Consider the following 18,627-nt stretch of genomic DNA (forward strand, 5'->3'; position numbering starts at 1 on the left):
GTCGCACGCGAGTCCACACCGATCGCCACCTTGTCATTTGTCCGACCGTGATCAGTGCCACTAGACTGAAGCCCGTAAGTTCATAGCTCCATGCGCTGTAGGAATACAGCCGCACACAATTGAATATTGCCGTTAAGACATGACGTGGGAGAGCTGCTCAGTCGCCGCAACCGCTTCGGTTGCCGCTAGCGCACTGTGCAGCGCCGTAGGTGCAATTCCCTCCCCGGGAAACTCTCAGGCCCAGTACCACCGATTGCAGGCATTTCTGAAGGACCGCCACCGCGCCCGCGCGCTGAAAGTCCGACAGAACGGGGAGGACCACCACTGCTCAGTGCGTCCTCCGTAGGCGGGCGCGACATCGACCCGAGGACGTCAATGACCAGTTCACTCGCCCACACAAGTTCACTCGCGCACACCACCGCACCCACCGGAGATACCGAACGCCCGTTCTCCGACCGGCACATCGGCCCCCGCGCGGACGACACCCAGGCGATGCTCGCCGAACTCGGCTACGACTCCCTCGAAGCACTCTCGTCCGCAGCCGTCCCCGCCTCCATCCAGATCGACGGACTCGACCTGCCCACCGGTCGCTCCGAAGCCGAGGTCCTCGAAGACCTCCGCAGCCTCGCCGGCCAGAACATCATGCGCAAGCAGATGATCGGCCAGGGCTACTACGACACGATCACCCCCGCGGTCATCCGCCGCAACCTCGTCGAGAACCCCGCCTGGTACACGGCCTACACCCCCTACCAGCCCGAGATCTCCCAGGGTCGTCTCGAAGCGCTGCTCAACTTCCAGCAGGCCGTCCAGGACCTCACCGGCCTCGACATCGCCAACGCCTCCCTCCTCGACGAGGCCACCGCCGTCGCCGAGGCGGTCCTCCTCATGCGTCGTGCCGTGAAGAAGGGGACAACCGTCGTCCTCGACTCCGAACTCCACCCGCAGACCATCGCCGTCGTCCGCGCCCGGGCCAAGGCAATGGACTTCAACATCACCGTCGCCGACCTCGCAGAAGGCCTCGTCGGCGACGACATCTTCGGCATCGTCTGCGCCCAGCCCGGCACCACCGGCGTCATCCGCGACTTCACCGAGGCTGTCGACGGTGCCCATGACCGCGGCGCCCTCGTCACCTTCGACTCCGATCTCCTGGCCCTGACCCTGCTCAAGGATCCCGCCTCCCAGGGCGCGGACATCGCCGTCGGCTCGGCCCAGCGCTTCGGCGTCCCGCTGTTCTTCGGCGGACCCCACGCCGGTTTCATGGCCGTGAAGTCCGGCCTGCAACGCCAGCTGCCCGGCCGCCTCGTCGGCGTCTCCAAAGATGCCCAGGGCAAGCCCGGCTACCGTCTGGCCCTGCAGACCCGCGAACAGCACATCCGCCGCCAGAAGGCCACAAGCAACATCTGCACCGCGCAGGCCCTGCTCGCCAACGTCGCCTCGATGTATGCCGTCTACCACGGCCCCGTCGGCCTGACCCGCATCGCCTCCCGCATCCATCGCCTCGCCCAGGCGTTCGCGACCGCTGCGGACACCGCCCCCGGCGCCGAGGTGGTCAGCCGTGAGTTCTTCGACACCGTGGCCGTGCGCGTCGCCGACGCCGAAGCCGCCCGAGTCGTCGCCGAACGCGGCGGCTACAACGTTCGCGTCATCGACACCAACACCATCGGCGTCTCCTTCGGTGAACCCCACACGGTCGCCGACGCCAACGGCCTGCTCGAATCCCTGGGCATCATCGCCCGGATCGATGAAGCGGAATTCGCAGCCGCCTCGGCGGGGACCTTCGGGGCCAACCATGTGCCCACCCCGGTCTTCGACGCGAAGCTCCACCGCGAGACCGAATTCCTCACCCACCCGATCTTCTCCAGCCACGGCTCCGAGACCTCGATGATGCGCTACCTGCGCACCCTGGCCGACCGCGACCTGGCCCTCGACCGGACGATGATCCCGCTGGGCTCGTGCACGATGAAACTCAACGCGGCCGCCGAGATGGAGCCCATCACCTGGCCCGAGTTCGCCTCGATCCACCCCTTCGCCCCGGTCGAGCAGACCCACGGATGGCGCAACCTGATCACCCGCCTGGAGAACCAGCTGGTCGAGGTCACCGGCTACGACCGCGTCTCCCTGCAGCCCAACGCCGGCTCCCAGGGTGAGCTCGCCGGACTCCTCGCGATCCGCAAGTACCACCTGGCCAACGGCGACACCGACCGCCGCGTCGTCCTCATCCCGCAGTCGGCTCACGGCACGAACGCGGCCTCGGCAGTCCTGGCCGGACTCCAGGTCCAGGTCGTCGCCACCGCCGAAGACGGCTCGGTCGACATGGACGACCTCGACGCGAAGATCGAGAAGAACGCGGACAAGCTCGCCGCGATCATGGTCACCTACCCGTCAACCCACGGCGTCTTCGAATCCCAGATCCGCGAGGTCTGCGAGAAGGTCCACGCGGCAGGCGGACAGGTCTACGTCGACGGCGCGAACCTCAACGCCCTCGTCGGACTGGCCAAGCCCGGCGAATTCGGCGGCGACGTCTCCCACCTCAACCTGCACAAGACCTTCTGCATCCCCCACGGCGGCGGCGGACCAGGCGTCGGACCGGTCGCCGTGCGCGAACACCTGGCTCCGTACCTGCCCGGCGATCCCACCTCGGCGGAACTCGTCGCAGGATCCACGGACGCCCACGAACTGCCGATCTCCGGATCCCTGTTCGGCTCCGCCGGCGTCCTGCCGATCAGCTTCGCCTACCTCGAGCTCATGGGCGGGGACGGTCTGAAGGAAGCCTCTCGTATGGCACTGCTCGGCGCGAACTACCTCGCGTCCAAGCTCGCCGATGTGTTCCCCATCCTCTACTCGGGCGAACACGGACTCGTCGGCCACGAGACGATCCTCGACCTCCGCGAGGCCACTGCCAAGTCCGGCGTGACCGCCGAGGATGTGGCCAAGCGCCTCATCGACTTCGGCTTCCACGCCCCGACTCTGGCCTTCCCGGTGCCGGGCACCCTCATGGTCGAACCGACCGAGTCCGAGGACAAGGCCGAACTCGACCGCTTCATCGAGGCGATGCGCGTCATCCGCGCCGAGATCGATTCGATCGGCGACAAGTACTCCTACGAGGAGTCGCCGCTGGCTGGAGCCCCGCACCCGGCGACCGTCGTGATGGACGACTGGGACGCCAAATACTCCCGTGAAACCGCAGCGTTCCCGGTCAAGGGCCTGCGCCAGACGAAGTACTTCCCGCCGGTCAGCCGCATCGACGGTGCTTACGGCGACCGCAACCTGGTGTGCTCCTGCCCGCCGCCAGAGGCCTTCGAAGAGAATGAGGACGACTGATGAGTGCTGAGAACTCGACCAAAGAGACCCCGCTGCATTCGATCCACGAGCAGCTGGGCGCATCCTTCACCGACTTCGGCGGCTGGGACATGCCCCTGAAGTACGGTTCGGAGCTCGCCGAGCACCGCGCAGTACGTGAGGCCGCAGGCATCTTCGACCTCTCTCACATGGGCGAGGTCCGCCTCACCGGTTCCGCGGCATCCGCCTTCCTCGACTACGCGCTCGTGGCGAAGTACTCGAAGATGAAGATCGGCAAGGCCAAATACGGTGTCATCGTCAACGAGGCAGGCTACCTCCTCGACGACCTCATCACTTACCGGATCGGCGACGAGGAGTTCCTCATCGTCCCCAACGCTTCGAACACCCCGAATGTCGTGGCGGCACTCAAGGAGCGACTGCAGGACTTCCTGCGGACGGAGGCTCCCGGCGCCGACGTGCGACTCTTCGACGAGTCTGAGGACACGGCCCTCATCGCCGTGCAGGGACCGGCCTCCGAAGCGATCGTCCTCGCCGCCCTCGACGAGGGTGCGCACGGCGAATTCGGACCCAAGACCACCTCGGCGGATGGATCGACGGCGAGTGCCGCAGCCGTCGACAGCGGAGCGGGCGAGACTTCCGAGACGATCACCGTCGGCGAAGCCGTCAAGGAGCTCAAGTACTACGCGTGGATGCCGCTGACGATCGCCGGCATCGACCTCATGCTCGCGCGCACCGGCTACACCGGAGAGGACGGGTTCGAACTCTACGTACCCAACATCGCCGCCGAGCGCCTGTGGGAGACCTTGGCCACGGCCGGTGCTGATCACGGACTCGTGCCCTGCGGATTGGCCTCACGGGATTCGCTGCGCCTCGAAGCGGGCATGCCGCTCTACGGCAATGAGCTCAGCCTCGAGACCACGCCCTTCGACGCAGGACTGGGCCGGATGATCGGGTTCAAGACGAAGGAGAACTTCTTCGCCCGTGAGGCCCTGGCCAAGCTGGGGGAGACCGAACCGGCACGCGTGCTCGTCGGACTGACCTCCGAAGGCCGTCGTGCGGCGCGCTCCGGAGCGGCGATCTTCGCCTCGGCCGATCAGGTCGGAGCGGACGGAGCCGAAGGTGCTCAGGTCGGCACAGTTACCTCGGGGCAGCCTTCGCCGACGCTCGGCCACCCGATCGCTTTGGCCTACCTCGACCGCAGCCTCTCGGAGCCGGGAACGGCCGTGGCCGTGGACATCCGCGGCAAGGCGCACGACTTCACCGTCACCGCGCTGCCGTTCTACAAGCGCGGCGAAAACTGACCCACCCAGGTCGCTGACTCGCTCAGCGGGCAGACCTGCGCGGCGAAAACTGACCTGCACAACCTGATGTGGTTGCCCCCGGTGACTCGTACACTGGGGGCACCAGCTCACCACCACAGCTGACAATCAGCAGAATAGGACGATCATGGCTGAATTGCCCCCGCTCCCAGACAACTTCACGTACTCCGCCGAGCACGAGTGGATCAACGCCGGTGCCGATGCCATCGTCGGTAACACCGTCAAGATCGGCATCACCGCTGTTGCTTCCGATGCGCTCGGTGAGGTCGTCTACGTCGACCTGCCCGAGGTCGGCGACTCCGTGACTGCAGGCGAGACCTGCGGCGAGGTCGAGTCGACCAAGTCGGTCTCCGACCTGTACTCACCGGTGACCGGTGAGATCGTCTCCGTCAACGAGGCGGCCACAGCGGATCCAGGCCTGCTCAACTCCGCCCCTTACGGCGACGGCTGGCTGTTCGAAGTCAACGTCACCGAATTGGGCGAGGTCATGGACGCGGCCGGCTACGCCGAAGCCAACTCCCTCTAGAACCACCCCTCGATCGGTGGGGCCTCCGCTCGGCCCCGCCGATCACACGAGAAGAATCGTAGTGTTGCAATGCCATTGAGCGTCTTCGATCTCTTCACCGTAGGCATCGGGCCGTCGAGTTCACATACCGTCGGTCCCATGCGAGCGGCGTCGAGCTTCCTCACACTTCTGGGCGACTCGCTTGGATCCGTCGCTGACATCAAGGTCGATGTCTTCGGATCCCTTGCCGCCACCGGTGCCGGCCACGGCACCTTCGACGCGATCCTGCTGGGCCTTGAGGGCTGCAAGCCGGAGTCCGTCGAAGCCAACGAACTCTCTGCCCGCCGGACGCGGATGTCGGAGACCGGAAAGATCATCCTCGGCGATGCCATCGGCGACGGCGTCGAACTGAACTTCGCCGAGGACGACATGGTCAAGCGACCCCTGACCATCCTGCCCCGCCATACGAATGCCATGACCATCACCGCCTTCGACGGTTCCGGTGCGACGTTGGCCGAAGAGACCTATTATTCGGTGGGCGGTGGCTTCGTCACCTCCGAAACCGAATTCGCTGAGAAGGAGAAGGCCGCCGAGGCTGTCGATGAGGACAGCGAATTCGCCGTCTCCGATTCGGTCGTCGAGGCCGAGTTGGCCTCCTACAGCGAGGAGCTGCCGTATCCGTTCCACTCGGCCGTCGAGCTCCTGGCACAATGCGAGACCCACGGCATGTCGGTCGCCGAACTCATGCTTGCCAATGAGAAGTCGATGCGTGACGAGGACGAGATCCGCCACGGTCTGCTCCACATCTATTCGGTGATGGAGGAGTGCGCCTCTGCGTCGTTGGACCGTTCGGGCTACCTGCCGGGCGGGCTCAAGGTGCGCCGTCGTGCTCACGACTGGTATCTCAAGCTCAAAGCCGAGGACCCGGACCACAGCTCTGCCTACTACTTGGAGTGGGTCAACCTCATTGCGATGGCCGTCAATGAGGAGAACGCCTCGGGTGGCCGTGTCGTCACGGCCCCGACGAACGGTGCGGCAGGGATCATCCCCGCGGTCCTGCACTACGCGCTCAACTATGTCGAAGTGGTGGTGGAGAAGGGCGAGGCCGGCAAGCACGCGGCCATCGTGGACTTCCTCCTCACCTCGGCGGCCATCGGGGTCCTGTACAAGGAGAGGGCATCGATCTCCGGCGCCGAGGTGGGTTGCCAGGGTGAGGTCGGATCCGCCTCGTCGATGGCTGCCGGGGGATTGGCAGCGATCATGGGCGGAACCCCGGAGCAGGTCGAGAACGCCGCCGAGATCGCCATGGAGCACAACCTGGGACTCACCTGCGACCCGATCTCCGGGCTCGTGCAGATCCCCTGCATCGAACGGAATGCGATCGCCGCTGGCAAGGCCATCAACGCCTCCAGAATGGCACTGTGGGGCGATGGGCAGCACCGGGTCAGCCTCGACGAGGTGATCGAGACGATGCGTCAGACAGGTGCGGACATGAGTTCGAAGTACAAGGAGACCGCCCAGGGCGGCCTCGCTGTCAACGTCGTGGAGTGCTGACGTCGGAGTGTCTCGGTGCCGGATTGCGGCGCTTCCTGCCCTAGAGGTTCCTGGTGTCTCGTGCCGCTTCGCATCGCTTGCGCAGCTCGCCGCTCCTGCGCATCGACCGCACCCTCGCTGAACTCGGGTGTCCGCGATTCCAGCAAGAAATCTTGAGCTCGAATTTCGCGTGTCCGGTCGTGGAACTCATGGAACCGAAGTTCCAACTGGGTTCAAATGTAACGAAACGATAACGAAGCACTTCCGCGGAATGAGCGCGAAGGAGCGCCCTTACGCATCCCAGAGATGCCATGGGGAAGCCCCGGTTCGAGACTTCCGGTCAGCTCGGGACAAATCGACTCGAATGCCCCCGAATCACCGATTTTCGAGTTGACGCTCAATCTGAGGTCGTTAGGTTTGAAGGCGTGAGAAACGCAGTCGCAGAACCTCAGACGGAAACCGATGTCCGTACTCCTTCACTGGAGGACGGGCAGCACATGTGGAGACTGGCAAAAGATTCGGCCGTTCTCGACCTTAACTCTTCGTACTCGTATCTGCTCTGGTGTCGTGATTTCGCTGAAACCTCGACGATCGCGCGAATCGATGGGGAGCCCGCAGGGTTCGTCACCGGTTACACCCGCCCGGATCGGCCTAACACGCTGATGATCTGGCAGGTCGCGGTCTCGTCGGATTTCCGTGGACACGGGCTGGCGAAGACCATGCTCAACGAGCTGGCTGATCGGACCAACGCACTCCGCTTGGAGACGACGATCACCGATGACAACGATGCGTCCAACCGCTTGTTCCAGTCATTCGCTGAACAGCGCGGAGCATCGTGTGAACGAAGCGCCCTGTTCACTCCGGATGTCTACCCGGACGAGCACGACACCGAATTCCTGTACGAAATCGCACCGCTGTAAAGCGCAGTGCCTTCCAGGTGTCCTGGGGATCAGCTGATCCCGTCAGAGGATGCCGACCGGCGAATGCCGTATCCGATCGCTTCGGGCGCGGCCACCGTCTCGGCGCCTGCCCACAGGGCAGACGCGTAATCCAGAAGTCGAAAGGACTCAAGTGATGACAGACAAGACGACGACTCCCGATATTTTCGAAACTCGCGAATCCGCCGTGCGCGGCTACTCGCGCTCCTGGCCCGCCACCTTTGCTCGCTCCGAGGGAGCGAAGCAGTGGGATGAAGACGGCAAGGAATACATCGACTTCTTCTCCGGTGCCGGCGCACTCAACTACGGGCACAACAACCCCGTCGTGATGAAGCCGCTCATCGAGTACCTGCAGTCAGGCGCCGTCCTGCACTCGCTGGACATGAAGACCCCGGCCAAGCGTGAGTTTCTCGAGACCTTCCAGGACCTCATCCTCAAGCCCCGCGATCTCGACTACACCGTGATGTTCCCCGGACCAACGGGAACCAACACCGTCGAGGCGGCTCTCAAGCTCGCTCGTAAGGTCACCGGACGTCAGCACATGCTCTCGTTCACTAACGCGTTCCACGGTATGACCCTGGGCTCGCTGTCGGTGACCGGCAACTCGATGAAGCGCGAAGGCGCGGGAATTCCGCTGACCAACAGCTCGAAGATTCCGTATGACGACTACTTCGATGGCGAGATCCCTGACTTCCTGTGGCTCGAGAAGGTTCTTGAGGACTCGGGCTCAGGTGTCGACAAGCCTGCTGCCGTCATCGTTGAGACCGTGCAGGGTGAGGGCGGCCTCCGTGCTGCTCGTGCCGAATGGCTGCGCGCTCTGTCCGAGCTGACCAAGAAGCACGACATCCTGCTCATCGTCGATGACGTCCAGGCCGGTTGCGGCCGTACCGGATCGTTCTTCAGCTTCGAAGAGGCCGGCATCGTGCCCGACATCGTCTGCCTGTCGAAGTCGATCTCCGGTTCGGGTCTGCCGATGGCACTGACCCTGTTCCGTCCTGAGCTCGACGTGTGGGAGCCGGGCGAGCACAACGGCACCTTCCGCGGAAACAACCCCGCGTTTGTGACCGCGACTGCCGCGCTGAAGAACTTCTGGGCCGACAACACGTTCCAGAACGAACTCGCCGACACCATCGCTCACCTGCACCAGCGCCTCGACACGATCGTGGAGAAGGCAGAGGGTGCGTCCATTCGCGGACGTGGCCTGCTCGCCGGAATCTTCTTCGAGGACTCCGAGGCTGCCGGAAAGATCGCTGCAGAGGCATTCCAGAACGGACTTCTGCTCGAGACCTCCGGTCCGAAGGACGAAGTCACGAAGATCATGCCTCCGCTGACGATCTCAACGGAGGACTTGGACAAGGGCCTCGACATCATCGAAGCCGCCGTGCTGAAGTTCGCACCAGCTGCTGAGCCTGCACTGGCCTGATTCGAGCCTGCGACTCGGGGTGGGGCGCTGAAGAGAATTCAGTGCCTCGCGCCGTGTCCGCGCTCCGCGGGCTCCTGCCCGCCCCGATACACGAATGACAGATCGATCGAAAGGACCACGAATGTACGTAGTCAACCGCGATGACCTCAATGACACAGACCGCGATATCAAGTCGGAGACCTGGCGCAGCCGCCGCATGGTGCTCGCCAAAGAAGGCGTCGGATTCTCCCTTCATGACACCGTGATCTACGCAGGAACCACCTCAACGTTCCACTACCAGAACCACATCGAGGCTGTGTACTGCGTGCAGGGCAAGGGCACACTGACCGATCAGGAGACAGGCGAGACCTACCCGCTCTCCGACGGCACCATGTACCTGCTCAACGGAAACGAAAAGCACACCGTCGTCGCCGAGGAAGAGCTGCGCATGGCCTGCGTGTTCAACCCGCCGGTCACCGGTCGTGAGACCCACGATGAGAACGGTGTCTACCCCCTCATCATCGAAGAGGACTGAGTCCTTTCGTGAGCTGAGAAGCTCACCCGCCGAGGTGGCCCTCCGTTTGGTTGGTCACTGAAGCATCGTCCGAGCTCCGGACACCATGAATGGTGGTCACGGAACCGAGGCAAGTCCGCATTGCGCGGATTCGAGCCTGGTTCCGTGGCCACCATTTTCTGTGACGGGGTGCTGCGGGCAATGAATGTGCTTGGGCTGAGCCAGAGCGAAATAGCGGCATCCCTTGGAATACGCCAGCCAGCCGTCAGCCAGCAAGTCGCGGCATCCAGCAACTTTGGCCACCTGCCAGCGGCGGAATTGCTTGAAGCGGTGGCTCCGATTCTGAAATTCGTTGCCGAGAAATTCCGATACACCGAGCTGTCGGTCTTCGGGTCAGTGGCGCGTGGGGACTCGCAGGCGGAGTCGGATATCGACCTTTTGGTGCAACCGCCTCCAGGCACTTCCTCGTTCGACTTCGTTGAGTTCAAGCAGATGCTTGAGGAGGTCCTCGGTCGTGAAGTCGATTTAGTCTCGTTCGGTGGCCTTGACCCTTTGCTCGACTCGGACATCCTGCACGATAAAAGGCTTCTCTGATGCTGGTCGCTGTTGCTAAGGATCTCCTGCATATGAAGGCGTGGCTTACGCGCTGATGGCCAAGATCGGAGAAGCGGCTAACCGGTTGTCTCGGAGTGAAGTGCCCGCGCCCGCAGGAGTTCGTTGGTCAAGTGCGGTCAGCAATCGCAATTTCATCATTCATCAATACGACGAGGTGGATAGGCAGCTAACCTGGCTGACTTTGTCGCGTGATCTGATGGCGTGGAAAGAACTGTTGGCTCCACTTTTCGAAGATGCCGAAGTTGCCGTAGCGAGGTAGCAGAAATCTGACCGGTGGGTGCTGGTGGATATTGCGCCCACTGCAGCTGTGATACTCTTCACCTTATTGACACTTCAAGTATCGTGACGCCGCCAGCCGACTGAACATCACAAGACTCCAACTCTGGCAATCTTTAGTTCAAATCCACTCTTTGGAGTCTCCATGAAGTTCATCAGGCGCGCCCTCGTCTCAGCCATTGCGGCAGTAGCCCTCGTAGTCGGTCCAGCTGTTTCCGCTGAAGCGGCGAGCATTTCCTTCGATGTCACGAAGCTGTCGGCCAAAAGCATCGTCGTTACGACGGACAACTGTCGAAATATCGTCGTGGATATGGCGCACAAGAAGTCGGGGTCAATGGAATGGGACGTGAAAACGTCCATCAGCAATAAGGGCGAGCGTGTCTCGCGCGCATCCTTTTACTGGCTCATCCCAATCGGGGGTGTAGGAGTTGGGGTCTGAAGCCGCCGGTCTCGAGCAGGCTTCGGGCGATGTAGTTGGTCAGGTTGCGGAACCCGAGTGCGGAGCCGCGCAGGTGTTCGAGCCGTCCGTTGAGCGCCTCGGTCGGCCCGTTGCTGGTGCCGGGTCGTTCGAAGAAGGCGAGCACGTCAGTGGCTCGCTTCTTCAGGGTCCGGCCCAGGGTGGTGAGCTCGGTGAGCACCTTGGGGACGCCGGCGCTGAGGTCGGTGATCAGCTTCTCCATGAGCTCGCGGCCACGTTGCCGGTCCTCGTGGCGATAGGCGGCGATCATGCGCTGGTAGACACCCCAGGTCGCCTCGACCTCGACGTGAGCGTCATCAACGAACAGCGCGCGTAGCCTGTCGCTCTGCTTGTCGGTGAGCAGGTCCGCGCCGGTGTGCAGCGTGCGCCGCGACTTGTAGAGCGGGTCGTCCCTGAACCCACGGTGCCCGTGGATCGCGAGTTGGACCCGGCGCCGGCACCTGTCGAGGGCGTCACCGGCCAGGCGCACGACGTGGAAGGGATCCATCACCGTGACCGCGTCCGGGATCTCCTCTGCAGCGGCGGTCTTGAACCCGGTGAAGCCGTCCATCGCGACCACCTCGACCGCGTCACGGAAGGCGTCGTCGCGGTCGGCGAGCCAGGTCTTGAACGCCGCCTTCGACCGGCCCTCGACCATGTCCAGCAGCCTTGCTGGGCCGGCGCCATCGCGGACCGGGGTGAGGTAGATGATCACGGTGACGTACTTGTCGCCACGCCTGGTGTGGCGCCAGACGTGCTCATCGACGCCAATGACCTTCACGCCCTCAAACCGCGTGGGGTCGTTGATCAGCAGCCGCTTGCCTTCAGCCAGGACCGCGTTGTTGGCGGTGTCCCACGCGACCCCGAGTCCCTCGGCGACACGGGCGACGGTGAGGTGTGCGACCACGATCCCTTCCAGCGCCCACCGCAGCCCGGTGCGCGAGAGCTTCGCGCGTGGCTCCGCCGCGGCGCTGATGTCTTGGCGCCACACGTGTCTGCAGTCGGCACAGCGGTAGCGGCGCACTACAATTTCCAGCACGGTCGGTCGCCAGCCCAGCGGCTCGTGGGCCAACCGCCGGATCACGGTGTCACGAGCAGCGCCTTCGCTGCCGCACCGTCGGCACCACTGATCTGGTTCCACCACGCGGCACGCGAGGACCGCACGATCCGGTTCAAGTCGTTGTCCGGTCACGCTCAGACCGAGGCCGTCGAGTCGAGCGAAGGCGGTCAGGTCAGGGCGGCCGAAGCCGGCCGGCGGGGTAGCGTCGGACACGTCGAGGTCTTTCGGATGGATGGCGGAGGAACCTCCGTCGTCGGGAGACCTCGACGTCTATCTGCGGACCGACGCGCCCGGCCGACCTACACCGTCATCTGAGAAGACCCCTGAAACGTCTTCGACGACGACGGGACCGGCGAGGAGGAGGGCGCGGTGAGCTAAAGGAATGGAGCTTGCTCGGCTTCGACGCCGCCGCAAGCTCCGGTGAAGCGGTCGGTACTGGTCGGTCGTCGTCGGTCACCACCGGATGGCGGCGTCCCCCACGCTCGGCGTTTGCGCAGGTCAGCGGTTCGTTCGCCCAGTGGGCGCATCAAGCGATAGACGCAAAGCCGACGTGATTAGGTCGTCGGTTCGATTCCGACAGGCGGCTCCGGCGAACAGCCCCTGACCTGCGGAAACGCAGGGCAGGGGCGGTTCGGTTCTGGTGGTCGCGCGATGCGCTGGCCTCACGGCTCTGCCCGACACCGACGTCGCTCTCCTCTGCGACGGACCCTCGCCGGCTGAGCGCTTGCGGCCGGCATCCTGTCCGTGTGCCGATAGGCCTCGCACCGCTCGGCAACGCAGCGTGGCGTTGCGTCGCGACCTGGCGACGGCTCGGCGGGGCGCGATCGTCTCGTGCGTTGGCGGACTACGGGAGCTTGGACGCGAGGACGTCGGCCGCCAGGATCTCGGGTGCTGCGCTGAGGAGGTGCTGGTTGGCCATCAGGGCTGCGACGATGGCGCCGTTGGCGTGGGCGTCGCGAGCGGCCTCGTCGGGGAATGCATCGAAGATCCAGAAGGTGTCGGCGTGGGTCCTGACCGCGAACCAGACAATCGTTCCTACTTCTTCGTTGGCGAGTGCGACAGCGCCGGCGAGCAGATCGGCGACCGCGTCGTGCTGTCCATCGGCCGCGACGATCTTGGCGACGAAGGCATACGGAAGTGATGCGGGTGTGGACATGAGGGACTCTCCTTGACGTCGGGGTTCTTAGTGGGACGAGTTCAGCGTATGACGAGCGAGGGCCGGTGGGTAGTGGCGTATACGACAGTATTGCTATTGTTTACGTCATGCGTATCGGACTTATCGCGATCGACGGCTGCTTCGGTTCGGCTATCGCGTCGATCATCGACATCGTGCGGGTGGCCGACGGAGCCCGCGGCGATGTCGACCCGCGGATCGACCCGATCAAACTCGCCATCCTCGGACCGAAACGGCGAGTGACCACGACGGCATCGATGACCCTGTCGGTGGACCACCCGCTGTCGGAGTCCGCAGAGTTCGATGTGGTCGTCGTCCCTGCGCTTGGAACCCTTACGGCCGCCGCTACCAACGACGCCCTCCAGAGCCGAGATGCTCGTTCGGTCATCGCCTCGCTCGGGCGCCTCGACGAGGCGACCACCCGGATCGCCGCGGCGTGCACCGGCGTGTTCGCTGTCGCCGAGACCGGACGGATGCATCATCGGCGGGCGACGACCAGCTGGTTCCTGGGGCCGGAGTTCCTGAAGCGCTATCCGACCGTCGCCCTCGATCTCGACACCATGGTCGTGGTCGACGGGAACCTCGTCACCGCCGGCGCCGCGTTCGCCCACATCGACCTCGCGCTCTCACTCGTGCGATCGATCAGCCCCGACCTGGCCCAACATGTCGCCAAGCTCCTCATCATCGACGAGCGCCCGTCGCAGGCGGCCTTCGTCGCCTACGAACATCTCCGGCACGAGGACCCGATCGTCGTCGAGTTCGAACGCTTCGTGCGCGCCCGCCTGGACGAACCGTTCAACGTCGCCTTCGTCGCGCAGTCGCTCGGCACCAGCCGGCGCACCCTCGAACGACGAGTCCGTGCGGCGCTCAACCTCACTCCGCTCGGCTTCGTCCAACGGCTTCGCATCGAGCGAGCTCGGCACCTCTCAGTAACTACGGACCTCACCTCCGCCGAGATCGCGCTACGGGTCGGCTACGCGAACGCCGAGACTCTGCGCTCCCTCCTGCGTAGGGAGCGACGCCGTTCCTGACCTATCGCCATGACTGTAGCCGGTGTGCTAGTGCTCGACTGGAACCAGCTCTCAGCACGTCGCGTCGACGCTCCTGCGTCGCCCCTGGACGACCCACTCGACACGCCCGCAGCACAGGCCATGTGACGTGTCCCGGCTTCCTGGACGGTCGGGGTTGGGTGGCTGTGATGTCGCTGCGTTCTCGTCGAGAGGATCAGCAGACCCGATCAGAGTCGATTGGGATAAGACGCGAAGGCGGTCAGGTCAGGGCGGCCGAAGCCGGCCGGCGGGGTAGCGTCGGACACGTCGAGGTCTTTCGGATGGATGGCGTAGGAACCTCCGTCGTCGGGAGATCTCGACGTCTATCTGCGGACCGACGCGCCCGGCCGACCTACACCCTCATCTGGGAAGAGCCCTTTTACTCGTTTGATAACTCGAAACGCACTCTTACTGACATTTGCCCCGATATGGACGGCCTCGGGAAGTACACGATCGGCCCATCGGAAGTGTGGGCAAATACCTCGGATTATGATGAAGTGATCGACCATGTCGACTACACCAAGGGCTACTTCTACGTCCGCGGAAAGTCCTACGCTTCCCTCTCGACCAAGCGCAGCGGCAAGACCGTCACTCTCACGTCGACCACGAAGGTCTACAGCCCGGAGAAGTGGGGCAAGGTCAACTACAACCCGAAGGTGAAGTTCCAGGTCAAGTCCGGCAGCAAGTGGAAGACCATCAAGACGGTCACCGCGAAGAAGGGCAAAGCCGCGTACAAAGTCAAGACGAAGGGCAAGAAGATCTATCGCGTGACCTTCAGCCAGGTCAGCTGGGCAACCGGCGCCACCTCGAAGTCAGTCAAGCGCTGACCGACCGCGAGTGAGGGCGGTCAAGCCCTGACCGAGATCACTCGCGGATGATCAGTTCTGTCCCGTGCATATATCCCCGGGATCCTTCGAACGGACCCAGCGCTTCGCCGAGAGGCAGCCACAACGCGCCGAGATCGGCGGTCTGGCGGCCTCCGTACCCTGCTGCGCGGAGGTTCTCGTTGTAACGGAGCAAGCCGATCTCGGCATCAGTGACCGTCCAGATGACCACCTGCGGTGGATCATCATTGGTGAACGTCACCCGACGGGCATCGGCCGTGACCGACCATCCGGTCGCCTCGGCGAGGGCATCGGCCAATTCAGTGCGATCGACAGTCATAGGAGCTTCCTCCTGAAAATAGAGAATTGAAGACACATCGGGCGCTCCCAGAGAAGGGGGCGCCCGATGTGCATTCAGGACTACAGCGACGGCAGCATCAGTCGCTGTCGGGGCGTACCTTCTTGCCGCGGTCCTGCCAGAACTTCGCTGTGGTGACCTCGTCCGTATCGTCCCAGGCATCGACGTCGGTGTTGATGAATTTGTAGCTGGGCAGATCGGCCCGGCGGAAGATCGGTTCCAGCCCGGCGCGACGCTGGTCCGAATAGTTCTTCAGGAGTCGGAACACCAGTGGCGAGAGCATGAGCAGCGCGAACAGGTTGATCAGCGCCATGATCGCCATAAAGATGTCTGCTGCAGTCCAGACCAGGTCGAGGGCAGCGATGGCACCGACGAACACTGCCGCCATCACGATCACCTGATACATGCGAAGTGCGACCTTGCTGCGCGTCAGGTGCTCGATGTTGGCCTCGCCGTAGTAGTAGTTACCGAGGATCGACGAGAACGCGAAGAGGAAGATCGCGAAGGTGAGGAAGTGGATCGCCCACTGCCCGAGCTGTCCGCTCAGCGCGTTCTGCGTCAGCTGCATCCCTTCGGCCGAGCTGCCGTACTTCGGGTTCGACAGCAGGATGATGAAAGCGGTGATCGAGCACACGAGGATAGTGTCGAAGTAGACGCCGAGAGCCTGTACGAAGCCCTGTTTGGCCGGGTGGGAGGTCGATGCCGTCGCTGCTGCATTCGGAACCGAGCCGATACCCGCCTCATTGGAGAACAGGCCGCGCTGCACGCCGATGAGCATGATTGAGCCCAGCGTTCCGCCAGCGAGCGAGTGCATGCTGAACGCGTCGGAGAAGATGGTGCCGATCATGTCGGGTACGGCGCCGATGTTGAGTGCGACGACGATGATGCCCACGATCAGGTAGATCCCGGCCATGATCGGTACGAGGTACGCGGAGACGTTCGAAATGCGCTTGGCTCCACCAGCGAAGATCAGATAAGCGCCGACGGCGATGATCAGGCCGGCGATCGCGGTGAAGGCGAAATTGGAGTCGTCGATGCCGAATGACGTTCCCACTGCGTCGACGATGGAGTTCGACTGCACAGTGTTGAACACGATGCCGTATGTGATGGCGACGATGACAGCAAAGATCAGACCGAGCCATTTCATGTTCAGCCCGTGTCGGATGTAGTACGCAGGTCCGCCTCGGAACGCGGGGCCGTCCTTGACCTTGTAGAGCTGACCAAGGGCGGACTCGGCGAAGGCTGTTGCGCCGCCGACGATTGCGGTCAGCCACATCCAGAATATTGCGCCGGGACCGCCCAGCGAGATCGCGAGGGCCACACCGGCGATGTTCGCAGTGCCCACGCGCGAGGCGGCGGAGATGGAGAACGCCCGGAACGGGGAGATGTTCCTATTGCCTTCGGCGTCCCTGCCCCCGGACTCCGTCAGTGTCCGGAACATCTCGGGCAGCAGGCGCAGCTGGACCACCCCTGTGCGGATGGTGAAATATAGGCCTGTAGGGATCAGCACTGCTACGAGAACGTAGGACGAGACAGTGTCGACGCCGTCAATGGCGCTCTGGAGTAGATCCATCGAGTGAGCCTCCTTCGGGAATCGTGCGATTTGAGGATTCGGACTGGCGACAGCGAACTTCGCCTGTCATATGGCTCTAGTCTGCCATCGAAGTGAGAGCTGCGGCGCACCGGACCCATGTGAGCAGCAGATGGTGCCGCGGGACCGATCAGCTGGTGGCGCAGAAACATTGCAGGGCTCGACTTGCGATCGAGCACCGAGGTTGAGAGGGCGCTCGGCCAGGATTCACGTCCCGTCTACCCCCACATCATCCGAAGCTTGTTCGCGGAGCCTAACCTGTTGCGCAATGAAGTGCCCCTGAGGTCGTTCGGGGACCGGCCGACGACCACACCGGAGGAGTCCCCGCCATGCCCATCACTCTCATCACCCACCCTGCAGACGACAGCACCCGAACTCGTGTGCCGCCGTTGGTCATCGCCCACCGAGGTGCCTCTGCCGAATGGCCGGAGAACACCATCCCAGCGTTCGTCGCCGGGATCGACCAGGGTGCCGACATGATCGAGATCGACGTGCACTTGAGCGCCGACGACGAACTCATCGTCATCCACGACACCACTCTCGAGCGCACGACGAACGCCCGTACGGTCTACCCTGGGCGAGCGGATCTCAGGGTGGCGGGCATGACGGCGGCCGAGATCTCCGCCCTCGACGCCGGCAGCTGGAAGGCGGATCGATTTGCAGGCATCGGGGTGCCCCGCCTCGGCGAGGTGCTCGACCTGGTCCACGTCAACCGCACCGGACTGCTTCTCGAGGTCAAGCATCCGGCCGACTATCCTGGGATCGCCGAGGCGCTCGCAGCGTCGCTGACGCAGCGCCGGGACTATCTCGACCGGGCTCTGGCGGCGGGACTGCTCGTCGTCCAGTCCGGTGACTGGGGTTTTATTCGCGAATTCCATGAACTCGCGCCGGAGATTCCGGTGGGGCTGCTCGGGCGTCCGTGCCCCGATGAGCTCTTGGAGTTTGCGGACTGGGTCGACCAGATCAATCCCGAATACCGTGCGGCCGACGCTGACTTCCTGGGGCGCGTGCATGCGCTCGGCATGTCGAGCCTGGTGTGGACCGTTGATGGCACGAGCAACATGGAGGCGGTCATCGATCTCGGCGTCGATGGGATCATCACGAACACGCCCGGTGTACTGGTGCAGGTCGTCGAGGACCTCTGACATTCGTGCGGCCAGGCTATTCGTTCGGGGACTGCGCCGCCTGCCCCAGCGATGTGGACCAGGTCGACGAGTCGGCGACGATGAAGCGACGGCCCGTGACCACCTCGGCGTCGATGCGGATGAACCGATTCTTCGCGCCCGGCTGCCAGGGGAAGACATCGAGGGACAAAGTGTCGAGGAGCTCATCGGTGTCATTGATCGGCTTTGCGCGGCCCTTGAGGACGACGCTCCACGCGGTGTTCGACTCCGGCTCGAAGCCGTCGACCTCGAGCGCCACCCTTGAAGTGTGCAGCAGGGCGTCGATCTTCGAGCCCTCGGCGGAGCGGAAGACGATCGCCGAATGCTGGACGGCGAAATTGATGGGGAATATCTCGGGTGCGTCATCGATGATGACGGCCAAACGGCCGATCTCACCTCGCCGCAGATAGCTCCAGCAGTTCGCACTGCTCAGGATCATGTTCGATTCAGTGATCATCGCTCGACCTCTCATCTGAGGCGGGGGACTGCCGCATGCGGACGGCCCCGTCGCCGGCTTCTACACATTGTAGAATGGCGGGTGCCCGTGTG

At 63.7% G+C, this 18,627-nt stretch carries 17 protein-coding genes and 1 riboswitch; of the genes, 12 read left to right on the forward strand and 5 right to left on the reverse strand.

Annotated elements, in window-relative coordinates:
- Positions 1-135 precede the first annotated feature (135 nt).
- A riboswitch (glycine riboswitch) is annotated at positions 136-259 on the forward strand.
- A 116-nt stretch (positions 260-375) separates the two neighbouring features.
- The 9 genes from gcvP (at position 376) to MPN20_RS14430 (ending at position 10,841) form a co-directional block, all read left to right on the forward strand.
- Positions 376-3,321: an aminomethyl-transferring glycine dehydrogenase gene (gene gcvP, locus MPN20_RS14390; RefSeq protein WP_242783235.1), complete on the forward strand. Its 2,946-nt coding sequence runs from the start codon at positions 376-378 to the stop codon at positions 3,319-3,321.
- Positions 3,321-4,601 carry a glycine cleavage system aminomethyltransferase GcvT gene (locus MPN20_RS14395; protein ID WP_242783236.1) on the forward strand — a complete coding sequence of 427 codons (1,281 nt, stop codon included), beginning with the start codon at positions 3,321-3,323 and terminating at the stop codon, positions 4,599-4,601. Before gcvP ends, MPN20_RS14395 begins: the two co-directional genes overlap by 1 nt.
- Before the next feature lie 145 nt (positions 4,602-4,746).
- Entirely contained in the window at positions 4,747-5,145 is a 399-nt protein-coding gene (gene gcvH / locus MPN20_RS14400; protein WP_242783237.1) for a glycine cleavage system protein GcvH, read from the forward strand.
- Positions 5,146-5,214: 69 nt separating this feature from the next.
- Complete coding sequence (locus MPN20_RS14405; protein WP_242783238.1) at positions 5,215-6,678, forward strand: L-serine ammonia-lyase; 1,464 nt, start codon at positions 5,215-5,217, stop codon at positions 6,676-6,678.
- 404 nt (positions 6,679-7,082) lie between these two features.
- Positions 7,083-7,577 (forward strand): diaminobutyrate acetyltransferase, encoded by a 495-nt coding sequence (ectA, locus tag MPN20_RS14410; RefSeq protein ID WP_347566836.1) that lies wholly within the window; start codon positions 7,083-7,085, stop codon positions 7,575-7,577.
- A gap of 154 nt (positions 7,578-7,731) precedes the next feature.
- Complete coding sequence (gene ectB / locus MPN20_RS14415) at positions 7,732-9,018, forward strand: diaminobutyrate--2-oxoglutarate transaminase (protein WP_242783240.1); 1,287 nt, start codon at positions 7,732-7,734, stop codon at positions 9,016-9,018.
- A 121-nt stretch (positions 9,019-9,139) separates the two neighbouring features.
- Complete coding sequence (locus MPN20_RS14420; RefSeq protein ID WP_242783241.1) at positions 9,140-9,532, forward strand: ectoine synthase; 393 nt, start codon at positions 9,140-9,142, stop codon at positions 9,530-9,532.
- Between the two features lie 144 nt (positions 9,533-9,676).
- A complete protein-coding gene (locus tag MPN20_RS14425) occupies positions 9,677-10,105 on the forward strand; it encodes a nucleotidyltransferase domain-containing protein (protein WP_242783242.1) in 429 nt (142 codons plus the stop codon).
- Between the two features lie 442 nt (positions 10,106-10,547).
- Positions 10,548-10,841 carry a hypothetical protein gene (locus MPN20_RS14430; protein ID WP_242783243.1) on the forward strand — a complete coding sequence of 98 codons (294 nt, stop codon included), beginning with the start codon at positions 10,548-10,550 and terminating at the stop codon, positions 10,839-10,841.
- Here MPN20_RS14430 and MPN20_RS14435 read toward each other — a convergent pair.
- Both MPN20_RS14435 and MPN20_RS14440 read right to left on the reverse strand, forming a co-directional pair.
- A complete protein-coding gene (locus tag MPN20_RS14435; RefSeq protein WP_242783244.1) occupies positions 10,807-12,132 on the reverse strand; it encodes an ISL3-like element ISPfr2 family transposase in 1,326 nt (441 codons plus the stop codon). The genes MPN20_RS14430 and MPN20_RS14435 overlap by 35 nt on opposite strands.
- A gap of 631 nt (positions 12,133-12,763) precedes the next feature.
- Positions 12,764-13,075, reverse strand: a complete 312-nt coding sequence (locus tag MPN20_RS14440) for an antibiotic biosynthesis monooxygenase (protein WP_014909223.1) — start codon at positions 13,073-13,075, stop codon at positions 12,764-12,766.
- Between the two features lie 107 nt (positions 13,076-13,182).
- Between MPN20_RS14440 and MPN20_RS14445 the strand changes: the two genes are divergently transcribed.
- Positions 13,183-14,124 carry a helix-turn-helix domain-containing protein gene (locus MPN20_RS14445; protein WP_242783246.1) on the forward strand — a complete coding sequence of 314 codons (942 nt, stop codon included), beginning with the start codon at positions 13,183-13,185 and terminating at the stop codon, positions 14,122-14,124.
- A gap of 515 nt (positions 14,125-14,639) precedes the next feature.
- Positions 14,640-14,969, forward strand: coding sequence for a hypothetical protein (locus MPN20_RS14450; protein ID WP_242783247.1), 330 nt, complete (start codon positions 14,640-14,642; stop codon positions 14,967-14,969).
- 37 nt (positions 14,970-15,006) lie between these two features.
- On the opposite strand, the gene MPN20_RS14455 is transcribed toward MPN20_RS14450, so the two are convergent.
- Both MPN20_RS14455 and MPN20_RS14460 read right to left on the reverse strand, forming a co-directional pair.
- Entirely contained in the window at positions 15,007-15,306 is a 300-nt protein-coding gene (locus MPN20_RS14455; RefSeq protein ID WP_242783249.1) for a hypothetical protein, read from the reverse strand.
- A gap of 97 nt (positions 15,307-15,403) precedes the next feature.
- Complete coding sequence (locus MPN20_RS14460; protein ID WP_242783251.1) at positions 15,404-16,897, reverse strand: alanine/glycine:cation symporter family protein; 1,494 nt, start codon at positions 16,895-16,897, stop codon at positions 15,404-15,406.
- Between the two features lie 347 nt (positions 16,898-17,244).
- Here MPN20_RS14460 and MPN20_RS14465 point away from each other — a divergent pair, with 347 nt between their 5' ends.
- Entirely contained in the window at positions 17,245-18,060 is an 816-nt protein-coding gene (locus MPN20_RS14465) for a glycerophosphodiester phosphodiesterase (protein ID WP_242783253.1), read from the forward strand.
- Positions 18,061-18,076: 16 nt separating this feature from the next.
- Here the strand turns inward: MPN20_RS14465 and MPN20_RS14470 are convergent, their stop codons facing one another.
- The gene (locus MPN20_RS14470; RefSeq protein ID WP_242783255.1) at positions 18,077-18,535 is read right to left on the reverse strand and encodes a pyridoxamine 5'-phosphate oxidase family protein; all 459 of its coding nucleotides are present in this window, start codon (positions 18,533-18,535) and stop codon (positions 18,077-18,079) included.
- Positions 18,536-18,627 lie beyond the last annotated feature (92 nt).

Source organism: Brevibacterium sp. ZH18, from assembly GCF_022748595.1.
Lineage (GTDB): Bacteria > Actinomycetota > Actinomycetes > Actinomycetales > Brevibacteriaceae > Brevibacterium.

Bases quoted from the DNA above. Each gene is read 5' to 3' on its own strand.
- MPN20_RS14445 (WP_242783246.1), top strand. From the start codon at position 13,183: ATGCGTATCGGACTTATCGCGATCGACGGCTGCTTCGGTTCGGCTATC.
- MPN20_RS14405 (WP_242783238.1), top strand. From the start codon at position 5,215: ATGCCATTGAGCGTCTTCGATCTCTTCACCGTAGGCATCGGGCCGTCG.
- MPN20_RS14460 (WP_242783251.1), bottom strand. From the start codon at position 16,897: ATGGATCTACTCCAGAGCGCCATTGACGGCGTCGACACTGTCTCGTCC.
- MPN20_RS14440 (WP_014909223.1), bottom strand. From the start codon at position 13,075: ATGTCCACACCCGCATCACTTCCGTATGCCTTCGTCGCCAAGATCGTC.
- MPN20_RS14465 (WP_242783253.1), top strand. From the start codon at position 17,245: ATGCCCATCACTCTCATCACCCACCCTGCAGACGACAGCACCCGAACT.
- MPN20_RS14420 (WP_242783241.1), top strand. From the start codon at position 9,140: ATGTACGTAGTCAACCGCGATGACCTCAATGACACAGACCGCGATATC.
- ectB (WP_242783240.1), top strand. From the start codon at position 7,732: ATGACAGACAAGACGACGACTCCCGATATTTTCGAAACTCGCGAATCC.
- MPN20_RS14395 (WP_242783236.1), top strand. From the start codon at position 3,321: ATGAGTGCTGAGAACTCGACCAAAGAGACCCCGCTGCATTCGATCCAC.
- gcvP (WP_242783235.1), top strand. From the start codon at position 376: ATGACCAGTTCACTCGCCCACACAAGTTCACTCGCGCACACCACCGCA.
- MPN20_RS14470 (WP_242783255.1), bottom strand. From the start codon at position 18,535: ATGATCACTGAATCGAACATGATCCTGAGCAGTGCGAACTGCTGGAGC.
- MPN20_RS14455 (WP_242783249.1), bottom strand. From the start codon at position 15,306: ATGACTGTCGATCGCACTGAATTGGCCGATGCCCTCGCCGAGGCGACC.
- MPN20_RS14430 (WP_242783243.1), top strand. From the start codon at position 10,548: ATGAAGTTCATCAGGCGCGCCCTCGTCTCAGCCATTGCGGCAGTAGCC.
- gcvH (WP_242783237.1), top strand. From the start codon at position 4,747: ATGGCTGAATTGCCCCCGCTCCCAGACAACTTCACGTACTCCGCCGAG.